The organism is Microbulbifer variabilis (genome assembly GCF_020524905.1).
Taxonomy (GTDB): domain Bacteria; phylum Pseudomonadota; class Gammaproteobacteria; order Pseudomonadales; family Cellvibrionaceae; genus Microbulbifer; species Microbulbifer variabilis_A.
Map to the genome: position 1 here is coordinate 47,164 of NZ_JAIVKI010000021.1, position 13,338 is coordinate 60,501.

Annotated in this window: 11 protein-coding genes; 4 read left to right on the plus strand and 7 right to left on the minus strand. The window is 55.2% G+C overall.

The window, feature by feature from the left end; all coding sequences use genetic code 11:
- Positions 1-17: 17 nt before the first annotated feature.
- The gene (rplU, locus tag LC073_RS18500; RefSeq protein WP_152451207.1) at positions 18-329 is read right to left on the minus strand and encodes a 50S ribosomal protein L21; all 312 of its coding nucleotides are present in this window, start codon (positions 327-329) and stop codon (positions 18-20) included.
- A 247-nt stretch (positions 330-576) separates the two neighbouring features.
- Between rplU and ispB the strand changes: the two genes are divergently transcribed.
- Entirely contained in the window at positions 577-1,539 is a 963-nt protein-coding gene (ispB, locus tag LC073_RS18505; RefSeq protein WP_226648801.1) for an octaprenyl diphosphate synthase, read from the plus strand.
- 133 nt (positions 1,540-1,672) lie between these two features.
- On the opposite strand, the gene LC073_RS18510 is transcribed toward ispB, so the two are convergent.
- A complete protein-coding gene (locus LC073_RS18510) occupies positions 1,673-3,022 on the minus strand; it encodes a phosphomannomutase (RefSeq protein ID WP_226648802.1) in 1,350 nt (449 codons plus the stop codon).
- Positions 3,023-3,871: a UTP--glucose-1-phosphate uridylyltransferase GalU gene (galU, locus tag LC073_RS18515; protein WP_226648803.1), complete on the minus strand. Its 849-nt coding sequence runs from the start codon at positions 3,869-3,871 to the stop codon at positions 3,023-3,025. It abuts the gene before it with no gap.
- A 273-nt stretch (positions 3,872-4,144) separates the two neighbouring features.
- Here galU and fabA point away from each other — a divergent pair, with 273 nt between their 5' ends.
- A complete protein-coding gene (fabA, locus tag LC073_RS18520; RefSeq protein WP_226648804.1) occupies positions 4,145-4,669 on the plus strand; it encodes a 3-hydroxyacyl-[acyl-carrier-protein] dehydratase FabA in 525 nt (174 codons plus the stop codon).
- Positions 4,670-4,735: 66 nt separating this feature from the next.
- Positions 4,736-5,959 (plus strand): beta-ketoacyl-ACP synthase I, encoded by a 1,224-nt coding sequence (gene fabB, locus LC073_RS18525; protein WP_226648805.1) that lies wholly within the window; start codon positions 4,736-4,738, stop codon positions 5,957-5,959.
- Between the two features lie 67 nt (positions 5,960-6,026).
- Here fabB and LC073_RS18530 read toward each other — a convergent pair whose 3' ends face one another.
- From LC073_RS18530 to LC073_RS18545, 4 genes are all read right to left on the minus strand, one after another.
- Positions 6,027-6,878 (minus strand): sugar nucleotide-binding protein, encoded by an 852-nt coding sequence (locus LC073_RS18530; protein ID WP_226648806.1) that lies wholly within the window; start codon positions 6,876-6,878, stop codon positions 6,027-6,029.
- A gap of 14 nt (positions 6,879-6,892) precedes the next feature.
- The gene (gene ssb / locus LC073_RS18535; protein ID WP_226648807.1) at positions 6,893-7,483 is read right to left on the minus strand and encodes a single-stranded DNA-binding protein; all 591 of its coding nucleotides are present in this window, start codon (positions 7,481-7,483) and stop codon (positions 6,893-6,895) included.
- Positions 7,484-7,645: 162 nt separating this feature from the next.
- Positions 7,646-8,827: an MFS transporter gene (locus LC073_RS18540; protein WP_226648808.1), complete on the minus strand. Its 1,182-nt coding sequence runs from the start codon at positions 8,825-8,827 to the stop codon at positions 7,646-7,648.
- 90 nt (positions 8,828-8,917) lie between these two features.
- Complete coding sequence (locus tag LC073_RS18545) at positions 8,918-10,324, minus strand: mannose-1-phosphate guanylyltransferase/mannose-6-phosphate isomerase (RefSeq protein ID WP_226648809.1); 1,407 nt, start codon at positions 10,322-10,324, stop codon at positions 8,918-8,920.
- 161 nt (positions 10,325-10,485) lie between these two features.
- Here LC073_RS18545 and uvrA point away from each other — a divergent pair, with 161 nt between their 5' ends.
- Positions 10,486-13,311 carry an excinuclease ABC subunit UvrA gene (gene uvrA / locus LC073_RS18550; protein WP_226648810.1) on the plus strand — a complete coding sequence of 942 codons (2,826 nt, stop codon included), beginning with the start codon at positions 10,486-10,488 and terminating at the stop codon, positions 13,309-13,311.
- The last annotated feature ends 27 nt before the right edge of the window (positions 13,312-13,338 follow it).

Below are 13,338 nucleotides of genomic sequence, written 5' to 3' on the forward strand. Positions count from 1 at the left end.
GAGTCGTTACTCCTCTCTTATGCCTTGATGCCAGTGATTTTAACTTCGGTGTACCACTGACGGTGGCCCTGGCGCTTCATGGAGTGCTTACGACGACGGAACTTGATGATTCTCACCTTCTCGCCGCGGCCGTGGCTTACCACTTCAGCAGATACTTTAGCGCCGTCTACAACGGGAGCGCCGATGTTGATTGTGTCGCCATCAACGACCATCAGCACTTTATCGAAATCAATGGTTTCGCCAGTAGCTACTTCCAGCTTTTCCAGGCGAAGTACTTCACCTTCTTCTACACGGTGTTGCTTGCCACCGCTCTCAATAACAGCGTACATATTTCTATGCTCCGGTATGGACGACACGAAGCAGCGGGAGGACTATCGAGTCACTGCTCCGCATTTCGGGAGCTTGCGCCGTGTTGTTTAACATCTATTTCGCCGGCGGCGTCATCGACTCTAAAGCCGAGGAGCCCGCAATCGACGGGGCGCAGATTCTAATCAATTCGCCGGGTTGATACAATAGCGACCCTCCGCCGTCCGAGCCTTCGGTGGCGCTTGTCTAGTCGTATTAAGGAACACTTAAATGCTGCCTTTTCACCGGGTCGCCGCCGAAGACTTTGCCGCGGTCAACCAGCGTATTCTCGACCAACTGCACTCGGATGTCCCCCTGGTGGAAAATATAGGCCACTATCTGGTCGAGGCCGGCGGCAAGCGCCTGCGCCCGCTATTGGTACTATTGTGCGCCAGAGCCTGTAACTACGGGGGTGAGCGCCATATTGATCTAGCCACCATTATCGAATTTATCCATACCGCTACCTTATTGCATGATGATGTGGTGGACACCTCCGATATGCGCCGCGGCCGCCTCACCGCCAACGCAAAGTGGGGCAATGCGCCCAGTGTCCTGGTGGGAGACTTCCTCTACTCCCGCGCTTTCCAGATGATGATTGCCCTGCAGGACATGCGCATCATGGCACTCCTCTCCGACACCACCAACACCATTGCCGAAGGCGAAGTACAACAGCTGGTGAACGCAGGCGACCCAGAAGTCAGCGAGGAAAACTATTTCGGTGTAATTTACAAAAAGACTGGAGCGCTATTTGAAGCGGCCTGCGAGACCGCCGCCGTTTTGGCCGACTGTTCCACCGAGGAGCAAAACGCCCTAAAACTGTATGGTCGCCATTTGGGCCTCGCATTCCAGCTGGTGGATGACGCCCTGGATTACCGCGGCAACCCGGAAGAGCTAGGCAAGAACGTCGGCGACGATCTGGCGGAGGGCAAGCCCACGCTTCCTCTTATTTACACTATGGCCAATGGCAACAGTAGCCAGGCGACCCTAGTAAGGGAGGCCATTGAACAGCGCAGCGCGGCAAAATTGGTGGAAATTGTCGAGGCTATTGAGGCTTGCGGAGCACTGGATTACACCATGGAGCGGGCCCGGACTGCCGTAGAGGATGCCAAAGCTCAGCTGGATTTCCTACCCGAGAGCGATCAAAAAACCGCGCTACAACAATTAGCCAGTTTCGCCGTAGAGAGAAATGTCTAACAATCTCGGAGCATTGCCCTAGACACGAGAAGATCAGATATCTCGAGCCAGCCTCACAAAAAAGCCCCATAAAATGGGGCTTTTTCCTTTCAAGGCAGCAGCTCTTAAAATCTATCTAGAGATGAGCTGGATATCATGACCGAATTAGCTCTAACAGCTCTTCGGTCTTTTCACGCATCAAGGCTTCATCCCCGCGAGATTCAACATTGAGGCGAATCACCGGCTCAGTATTGGACATGCGCAAATTAAAGCGCCACTCGGCATAAGCCACGCTCAAACCATCCACATGCTCAACACTGAGTGCATCCGCACCATACTTCTCCTCTGCAGCTTTAATAACCGCTGCAGCATCCTGCACCTTGGAATTGATCTCACCCGAGCAGGGGAAAGCCGCCATACGCTCCCCCACCAACTGGGATAGCGTCTTACCGCTACGGCTGACCAGCTCCGCCACCAGTAACCAAGGGATCATACCACTATCACAGTAAGCGAAGTCGCGAAAATAATGGTGTGCACTCATCTCGCCACCATAAATGGCATCTTCTTTGCGCATACGCTCCTTGATAAAGGCATGGCCAGTTTTGCTCTGGACCGGCTCGCCCCCGGCAGCGCGCACAATATCCTCCGTATTCCATAGCAGGCGCGGATCGTGAACCACCTTGGCACCCTTGTGCTTCACCAGGAAGGCCTCCGCAAGCAGGCCGACAACATAATATCCCTCGATAAAATCGCCGTTCTCATCGAAAAAGAAACAACGATCAAAGTCACCATCCCAGGCAATACCAAAGTCGGCACCACTATCCCGCACCGCTTCTGCAGTAGAGGCGCGGTTTTCCGGCAAGATTGGGTTGGGAATCCCATTGGGGAAGTTGCCATCTGGCTGGTGGTGAACCCGAACAAACTCAAACGGCAAGTGCGGCGCCAGTGCATCGACAACGGCACCCGCACCACCGTTACCCGCATTGACCACCAATTTCAGGGGATTCAGGGCTTTGCTGTCGACATAGCCAAGCAAGTGCTTCACAAAATCTGCGCGATGCTCAAAATGCTGTAGGCTCCCGCGCTCCGCAACGGGGGCAAAATCATTCTCTTCCGCCAAGCGTTTGATATCAAACAAACCGGTATCGCCGCTAATCGGCCTACTACCCGCGCGAACAAACTTCATGCCGTTGTAATCCATGGGGTTATGACTGGCGGTAACACAGATTCCGCCATCAAAATCACCATGGAAAGTGGCGAAATACACCTCTTCGGTGCCGCATTCACCAATATGGAAGACATCGGTACCAGCGTCGCGCAAACCATTCACCAGGGCATCCGTCAGCTCACCGCTGGTAAGTCGGATGTCATGACCGACCACGACACGTTTCGCCCCCAGAAATTGGGCAAATGCCCGCCCCACCCGATAAGCCACTTCGGTATTCAGTTCATCAGGCACCCGGCCGCGTAAATCATAGGCTTTAAAGCAGGTCAGTTCTGACACTTATTTTTTCTCCTGGGCGGCCTGTTCCGGTAGATACACGTTTTCAAAGACATGATTAGTGGCCTCAATAAACCCTTCCACCGAGCCACAGTCAAAGCGCCGCCCCTTAAAAGCGTAAGCAAGAACACAACCCTGGCGTGCCTGGGTCAGCAGCGCATCGGTAATTTGTACTTCCCCATTTTTGCCCGGTGGGGTATCGCGGATCAGATCAAAAATATCCGGGGTGAGAATATAGCGGCCGATAATCGCCTTATTGCTTGGCGCGTCTTCAGCAGCCGGCTTTTCCACCATATCCGTTACTTGATAAAGGCCCGGTTTAATTTCATTGCCTGCAATCACACCAAACTTGTGAATCTGCTCCATCGGCACCTCCTCGACGGCGACGATGGAACAACGGAACTGCTTGTATAGCTGCACCATCTGCGCGAGCACACCCAGATCATCATTCAGGCACAGGTCATCCGCCAGCACTACCCCAAATGGTTCATCTCCCACCAGGCGACGCCCCTGCAATATCGCATCACCCAAACCGCGCATCTCACCCTGGCGGGTGTAGGAAAAGCTGGCACTATCAATCACTTTATGAACAGAATCCAGATAACGTTCTTTACCGGTCCCAGCAATCTGATGCTCAAGTTCGTAGTTGGTATCGAAATGGTCTTCGATAGCGCGCTTACCGCGCCCTGTGACGAACCCTATCTCTGTCAGGCCCGCCTCGATGGCCTCTTCGACACCATATTGCACCAGCGGTTTGTTCACCAACGGCAACATCTCTTTCGGCATCGCCTTGGTTGCAGGAAGGAAACGGGTGCCGTAACCAGCAACCGGGAATAAACATTTCTTAAGCATTGCGCTCCCCAAAATCAAAAACAAGCGCTGCCCTGCGCCGGCGGCAACTTAACATAGCTAAAAGAAGAGTTCACTTACAAAGGATGACGTCAAATTCCTCTGATGTGTCAGCGCTCTACACAATTGATCATATAAGATGTTGTGAAAGTAATTACTACGACAGTCACAAAAATAATTTTGACTCACTGGACAAGCGACACACAGCGCTTAGAATGCCCGCTCTTACAAAAACGCTCAACATAAGTTGCGTAACCACCCACAACCGGGGAAAAGATGAGTAATTTTGTTCAAAAAAGTAGCTACGACAGAGAGGAGCTACTGACCTGCTCCACTGGTGAGATGTTTGGCCCAGGCAATGCCCAATTGCCAGCTCCCAATATGCTGATGCTGGACCGCATCACCCATATATCCAAAGATGGGGGAGCCTTTGATAAGGGGGAGCTGATCGCCGAGCTGGATATCCACCCCGACCTCTGGTTTTTCGAATGCCACTTTCCCGGCGACCCGGTAATGCCGGGATGTCTGGGCCTGGATGCCATGTGGCAGCTGTTGGGCTATTTCCTCGCCTGGAAGGGCAACCCGGGGCACGGTCGCGCCCTCGGTTGTGGTGAGGTCAAATTTACCGGTCAAATACTTCCTACCAGCAAGAAAGTTACCTATCACATTCAGTTGAGCCGGGTTGTTGAGCGGAGACTGGTCATGGGAATCGGCGACGGCACAGTATCTGTAGATGGGCGTGAAATTTACACTGCGAAGGATCTTCGCGTAGGCTTATTCACCCGCACCGACAATTTCTAACCTCATGAAACCAATACCGGTAGAAACCATAAAGGCCTCTGCCAACAAGTAATGCTGGAGATCACTATGCGTCGGGTAGTTATTACCGGGATGGGCATCACATCCTGTATCGGTACCAATACAAAAGAAGTTACCGAATCCTTGAGAGCAGGCCGCAGTGGCATTCGCTTTCAAGAAGAGTACAAAGAACTAGGCCTACGCAGCCAGATTGCAGGTCCTGTCGATATCGATTTCAAGGAGCACATCGACCGTAAACAACTGCGCTTTATGGGGGATGCCGCCGCCTATGCGTATATCGCTATGCGCGAGGCAATCGAAATGTCCGGTATGGAGGAGAGCGATATTTCCAACCCCCGCACCGGTATTGTAATGGGGTCCGGCGGCACCTCTACTCAGCAGATTATTGATGCAGCCCATACCCTCAAGGAAAAGGGGGTTCGCCGCGTCGGCGCCTATCGGGTTCCCCAGGTGATGAACAGCACTGTTTCCGCCTGCCTAGCCACGCCCTTTAAAATCAAGGGCGTGAACTACAGCATTTCCTCCGCCTGTGCTACCAGTGCCCACTGCATTGGCCACGGTGCCGAGCTGATTCAAATGGGCAAACAGGACGTTATCTTTGCCGGTGGCGGAGAAGAGCTCGCCTGGAGTCTGACTCACTTATTCGATGCCATGGGTGCGCTTTCGAGTAAATACAATGACGAGCCAACCAAGGCCTCACGCCCCTATGATGCCGATCGCGATGGTTTTGTCATTGCCGGTGGTGGTGGGTGCCTGATTCTGGAAGAAATGGAGCATGCCCTCGCTCGAGGGGCAACCATCTACGCCGAACTCACCGGCTATGGTGCGACTTCCGATGGATACGATATGGTGGCCCCGAGTGGTGAAGGCGCGGTACGCTGCATGCAACAGGCTCTGGCGGGTATGGATGGCAAAGGGCTCCAGGGTGATGTGGATTACATCAACACCCACGGCACCTCGACCCCGGTTGGCGATGTCGCTGAATTGAAAGCCATGAGAGAAGTCTTTGCTGACAAAGTTCCCCCATTTGCTTCCACCAAGTCCCTGACCGGACACTCCCTGGGGGCCGCCGGTGTGCAAGAGGCCATTTACAGCCTGCTAATGATGCAAAACAACTTTATCGCCGCCTCCGCAAATGTGGATCAGCGAGACCCTGCGGCCGAGGGGATGGACTTAGTCACAGAGTTGCGTGAATGTGAGATTAAACGTGCCATGTCCAACAGTTTTGGCTTCGGTGGCACCAACGCCTGCCTGGTATTCGATAAGGTGTAAAACCACCGCCTCAATCTAAACAAAAAGGGCGCCAATTTGGCGCCCTTTTTGTTTTATGGCAGTAAGACTATTCCTGCTGCTCCGCATCCAGGCGCTCCAGCCACAATTCCACTTGCCTGGTCAGGCCCTGTCGCCAGCTGTGCTGCTGTATACCAAAGACATCGCGCAGTTTGCCGCAGGCTAATACCACGCCCCTGTCCCTCTGGTCCGGCCCGGTTTCCAGCGCACTAAATTGCGCAAATCTGCTCTCGTCATAGAGTGACTGGGCTCGCTCCACAACCTCCAGGGCAAACTCCACCGCAGTACAACTATCTGAACTACCGTAGTGAAAGATCCCTCGCGCCACAGCACCACTGGCCAGCTGCTGCGCTACCGCAACGGCGACGCGGGCCAAATCCAGGGCGGTGACGGGGTTACCACTATTACAACCATCCAGCGCGACTGGCTCGCCCGTAACGAAGCCTCGCAATACCCGTCCAAGTAAAGCATCTGGATTGCTATCCACCAGCCAGCCAAAACGCAGAATAGTCAGGTTTTCGTGACCTGCCAGGGCTTCCTCACAGGCCAGCCATTGCCGTCCACTTCGAGCTTGTGGTACCGCTACTTCATCCTCGTCATATTTCCTCGGTTCGCCACCAGCAAAGACCGCATAGGAAGAGAGGTGAATAACATGCCGGCAGGGACACTGTGCCAGCGCCTTGGCTACCCGTAGAGCCTCTGGCATCCCCTGGTCATCCGCGCAGGCCGAGGCATTGATAACAATAGAGGCGGGACGCAACTTATCGAGCTCCGAGGGCCCAAGTTGCTGGATGCGAAAGCCGGCGCGCTGCAGGCGCTTCTGCAGCGCGTTGTCGATATCGTTTCCGGCGCGAATTAACGCAACCCGATCCGGCTTGTATCCGGTATGTAGATCAGGCACAGGTCAGGCCTGCTTTAGAACGGGATATCGTCGTCGAAGCTATTATCGAAACCACCGGCAGGGCCCTGGTTTGGTTGCTGCACGGGCTGCTGTTGGTTACCGGGTGCTGGACGCCCTTGATTACCCTGCTGGTAACCACCTTGCTGGAAGCCGCCCTGCTGTTCGTAACCACCCTGGCCGCCCTGATGACCTCCCATCTGGCCGCCCATGCCGGCTGCACCCATTGCGGCACCGCCCATGTCTTGACCGAAGCCTCCCTGCTCTCCTCGGCCATCGAGCATTTGCATCTCACTGGCAACAATCTCGGTAGTGTAGCGATCCTGACCGCTACTCTTATCCTGCCACTTGCGCGTGCGCAGTGAGCCTTCAACATAGACCTTAGAGCCCTTGCGCAAGTACTCACCGGCGATCTCAGCCAGGCGATTAAAAAATACTACACGGTGCCATTCGGTGCGCTCCTGTTGCTGACCAGTCTGCTTGTCCTTCCAGCTCTCACTGGTGGCTAAACTGATGTTGGTCACCGCACCACCGCTCGGCATATATTTGGTCTCCGGGTCGTTACCCAGGTTGCCGATTAAAATTACTTTGTTGATACCCCTGGCCATGGCCCTCTCCTCTCTTCGACCCGGGTCCCACCCGGAGCAATAATCATTCAATAATTAACTATAAGGTGCGGTTTCACCCGCACTATTAGTCTGTAAACAGGCAGCCGCCCACAGCGACAACCAGTGTATTTTTATACAGCAGCATACAACAGACACCCGCTGTTAGTAAGCGCTACCCTGGCGGACACCCGAGACCCTCTCACGCAGAAGCCACCAGAGCAGTATCCAAATTGCCACTACCGCAAAACCGAGCCCCGCCACAGCACTGGTGCCACCGAGTCCGTACAGATAGCCACCCAGACTGCCGCCGACAAAAGTGCCAAAAAACTGTAGTGTCGCGTAGAGGCCTGAGGCAGCCCCACGCGCATCCTCCGGGGCTTTGCGAGTTAACTGTGCCGGCAACAGGGCTTCCAGCAAGTTGAAGCCAATAAAGAAAATACTCAGCAGTAGTACGACCGCTACAGTCCCATTCATCGGCAGTAGCGCCGCGCTGCCAGCAACCAGGGCAAGCGCCGCCAGGTTCAGTGCGAGTGGCACCTTGCCGGCACGCTCGGCCATACGCATCATGGGCAACATAACGATAAAGGTGCCGAGCATCAGTGGACCATAGAGTTTCCAGTGCTCTTGCGCCGGCCAGCCCAACCGATCGACCAGTACCAGCGGCAAGGCCACAAACAGTGCCGTCAGTAGCAAGTGGGAAAAGAAGGCCCCGCTGACCAGGCGCCAAGTCAGGCCACTAGCCAGAACCTTGCGAAAACCGCCCTTAAATACTGCTGGGCGCTTTGCCACTTGAGGTGTCGGCACCACTCTCCATACCAGCAACATGCCGAATAGGGCCAGTGCCGCCGTCAGCCAGAAAATAGCCGGTAGTCCGCCTGCCCCCGCGAGTGCAGGGCCCAATATTACCGCCAGCATAAAGGCCACACCGATCGAAGCCCCGATCACGGCCATGGCAATGCCGCGCTTTTCATCCCGGGTTAAATCGGCCACCAACGCCATCACTGCGGCTGCGATCGCACCGCAACCCTGTAACACCCGACCGACAATCAGACCATATACGGAGTCCGTCTGTGCCGCGACGATACTACCGAGGGCAAATAGTGCCAAACCGGTATAAATCACGGGTTTGCGACCCCAGCGATCGGACAAGAGCCCCAACGGAATCTGCAATAAGGCCTGGCTCAAACCATAGGCACCCATGGCCAACCCCAGCAGCATCGGGGTGCTATCGCGATAGCCCTCACCGTAGACCGTGAGTACCGGCAGCACCATAAACAGGCCGAGCATGCGAAAGACATAAAGGGAAGCCAGCCCACCCAGGGCCCGGCGCTCAGTGGAATTCATGCAGCTCCCGGAACAGCGTCAAATTGGGCGCGCATTGTACAGCGAGCGAGCGCCGGGCTGTAGTGGAAGCTGTACAACTTTCGCGGAGATCTAGCCGCGGCCATAGTCGTCATCGAAGCGGACTATATCGTCCTCGCCCAGGTAACTACCGGACTGCACCTCTATCAGTTCCAACGGAATAGTACCGGGATTTTCCAATCGGTGAGTCACTCCCAGGGGGATATAAGTGGACTGATTCTCGGTAACCAATAGCTCCTCATCGCCGCGGGTCACCCTTGCGGTGCCACGCACTACTATCCAGTGCTCGGCGCGGTGGTGATGCATCTGCAGGGAAAGCTGTTGTCCGGGCTTAACCACGATGCGCTTTACCTGAAAACGCGGGCCCGCATCGATAGAGTCGTAGTAGCCCCAGGGTCTATACACCTTGCGGTGTCGCTGGGCCTCGCTGCGGCCGGAGCGCTTGAGACTCCCCACCAATTTCTTCACCTCCTGAACCCGCTGCTTGTCAGCAATTAGCAGGGCATCGTCGGTATCCACCACCACCAAATCCTCTACCCCGAGCAAACTGACCAAGCGACTCTCCGCGCGCACCAGGCAACCGCTGCTGTCTTCCTGCAATACATCACCTTGCAACAGATTGTCGTCGTCATCCCGCTCGGCCAGCTCCCACAGACCCAGCCAGGAGCCCACATCGCTCCAGCCAGCATCCATGGGTACTACAGCCGCCGATTCCGTGGGCTCCATGACCGCATAATCCACGGATTCATCGGCACAAGCGGCGAAGGCCTCTCTATCCACCCGGGTAAAGTCCAGATCTCGAGCCGCCTGCTCGTAGGCCGTGCGACAGGCACTGAGGATATCCTCACGATGCTGGCCCAGTTCCTCCAAATAGCGGGAGGCGCGGAACAGAAACATGCCACTGTTCCAGGAATAACCGCCATCGGCCAGGTAGGACTCGGCGGTATCGGCATCTGGCTTCTCGACAAACTCTGCCACCGACCATGCACCGGCGGAAAGCGCCTCTCCGCGGCGGATATAACCGTAGCCGGTCTCTGCCCGAGTCGGAACAATCCCAAAAGTCACCAAATGCCCCTGCTCTGCCAGAACCCGAGCCGGCTGTAGCGACTTTTGAAAGGCCACCACATCAGCCACCGCATGGTCCGCCGGCAGTACCAGCAGCAAAGAGTCCTCACCGGACTCAAGCGCTGCCAGGGCTGCCAGGGCAATAGCCGGTGCCGTATTGCGCGCGCAGGGCTCCAGCAAAATAGACTGGGCGCCATGACCAATTTCGCGCAGCTGCTCCGCAGCGGCGAAGCGATGTTCCTCATTGCACACTAAAATCGGAGCCTGTAGCTGTGCCACGCCCTCCAACCGCCTTGCGGTAGCCTGTAACATGGTTTCTTCACCTGTTAGCGGCAAAAACTGCTTTGGGTAGGTTTCGCGAGAGAGTGGCCACAGGCGCGAACCGGTGCCACCACAGAGAATTACAGGGATCATCAGCGCTATCTGTTCATCGGTTGGTTTTTTTGCGGCAGACGATTTTGGCACATTGAGTGGCGAGTTTATACTCGACTGTTTTCCCGGCACCGCAGTTTTGATCGCCCCGCGCGGAGCAAGTCCGTGGCCCGGCCCAGTATTAGCAGCACTATAGGTAGAGCGTGGACACGATTTATGTGAGGGGTGCTCGCACCCACAACCTGAAAAATATCGATCTCGACATCCCCCGCGACAAGCTGATCGTGATCACCGGACTATCGGGTTCCGGCAAATCCTCCCTGGCCTTCGACACCCTGTACGCCGAGGGCCAGCGCCGTTATGTGGAATCTCTCTCCACCTATGCACGGCAATTCCTATCGATGATGGAAAAACCGGATGTAGATACTGTCGAGGGACTGTCACCGGCTATTTCCATTGAGCAGAAGTCCACCTCCCACAACCCGCGCTCCACTGTGGGTACCATTACCGAAATTTACGACTACCTCAGATTGCTGTTCGCCCGCGTCGGTGAGCCGCGCTGCCCGGAACACGACGAGCCTCTGCAAGCCCAGACTGTCAGCCAGATGGTGGATCAGGTTCTGACTCTGCCCGAAGGTACTAAGCTGATGCTGCTGGCTCCGGTCGTTCGCGACCGCAAGGGCGAGCACCAGCATGTATTCGAACAGCTGCGCCGCGACGGCTTCGTGCGCGCCCGCATCGACGGGCTTATTTGTGACCTGGACGACACCCCAAAACTAGACAAGCGCCGCAAGCACTCTGTCGAAGTGGTGGTAGATCGCTTCAAGGTGCGCAACGACTTGCAGCTACGACTGGCTGAGTCCATAGAGACCGCTTTGAATCTCACCGATGGCATCGCCTCCATCAGCTTTATGGATGGCGATCAGGAAGACCGCCTTTTTTCTGCCCGCCACGCCTGTCCAGTATGTGACTATTCACTGGATGAGTTGGAGCCACGACTGTTTTCTTTCAATAATCCAGCCGGCGCCTGCCCCAGTTGCGATGGCCTGGGGGTTAAGCAGTTCTTTGACGAAGACAAAGTGATTCTCGATCCGGAGAGCAGTATCTCGGAGGGCGCCATACGCGGCTGGGACAGGCGCAATATCTACTACTACCATATGCTGGACTCTTTGGCCGAGCACTACGGCTTCGACCTGGACAAGCCCTGGAAGAAGCTACGTAAAACTCACCGAAAAATCATTTTGCAGGGCAGTGGCGATGAGGAAATCGACTTTAGTTATGTGAATGATCGCGGTGATGTCACCGTGCGACAGCACACCTTCGAAGGCATTATCCCCAATTTCCAGCGCCGCTACCGGGACACAGAATCCCAATCTGTACGCGAAGAGCTGGCTAAATATCTGAGCACACAAAAGTGCCCCGATTGTCACGGCACCCGCCTGCGCCGTGAAGCCCGCCACGTCTTTGTGGATAACCGCACCCTCGCGCAGATTACCGAACTGCCCGTCGGCGATGCTTTCAACTATTTTGACCACGAGCTGACATTCAAAGGCGCCCAAAAGGAAATTGCCGATAAAATTCTTAAGGAGCTTCGCGATCGCTTCCGTTTCCTAGTGGATGTAGGCCTCAACTATCTGACCCTGAACCGCAGCGCAGAGACCCTATCCGGCGGTGAAGCACAACGGATTCGCCTAGCCAGCCAGATCGGTGCCGGCCTGGTCGGCGTGATGTATATCCTCGACGAGCCCTCTATTGGCCTACATCAACGGGATAACGAACGCCTGCTCAACACCCTCACCCACCTGCGCGATATCGGTAATACCGTGATTGTCGTCGAGCACGATGAAGACGCCATCCGTAGCGCCGACTTTATTGTCGATATCGGCCCCGGCGCCGGTGTTCATGGTGGCGAAGTAGTCGCGGCTGGCACCGCCGATAAAATTGCCAAGTGCAAAAAATCCCTCACCGGCCAGTACCTGTCGGGCAAAAAGAAAATTGCCGTACCGGAAGAACGCTACATCCCAGATCCGGATTATATGCTGCGTCTCGAAGGCGCCAGCGGCAATAATTTGCAGAACGTAAACCTAGAAATACCCGTGGGGCTGTTTACCTGTGTCACAGGCGTCTCCGGTTCAGGTAAATCTACCCTGATCAACACTACCCTCTATCCCCTTGCCGCCACAGCCCTAAATAAAGCTACCACCTTGAAAGCTTCCCCTTATAAGACCGTTCACGGGCTGGAGCATTTCGATAAATGTGTGGATATAGATCAGAGCCCTATTGGGCGTACTCCCAGATCCAACCCCGCCACCTACACCGGCATATTTACTCCGATTCGAGACCTGTTTGCGGGAACTCAGGAAGCGCGCTCTCGCGGTTACAAACCAGGGCGTTTCAGCTTTAACGTTAAAGGTGGTCGATGCGAGGCCTGTCAGGGCGACGGTGTAATCAAGGTGGAAATGCATTTCCTACCCGATATCTATGTGCCCTGCGATACCTGCCACGGCAAACGCTATAACCGCGAAACCCTGGAGGTTCACTACAAGGGCAAGAATATTCACGAAGTACTGGAAATGACGGTGGAGGATGCACGGGAGTTTTTTGATCCTGTGCCTGCGATCGCTAAAAAATTACAGACATTGATGGATGTCGGCCTCGCCTATATCAAGCTTGGTCAGGCTGCGACAACTCTTTCCGGCGGTGAAGCCCAGCGAGTAAAGCTCTCCCGCGAGTTATCCAAGCGCGACACAGGCCAAACCCTGTATATTTTAGACGAACCCACCACCGGCCTGCACTTTGCCGATATCCAGTTGTTGCTGGATGTTCTGCACCGTCTGCGCGATCACGGTAATACCATCGTGGTTATCGAACACAATCTAGACGTAATTAAAACTGCCGACTGGATCGTGGACTTGGGCCCGGAAGGTGGTTCTGGCGGCGGGCAAATTATTGCCACGGGGACACCAGAGGATGTAGCAGAAATGGACGTTTCCCACACCGGACGATTTCTAAAACCGATGCTTGGCTGATCAATACTACGGAGCTGGATCGCGATC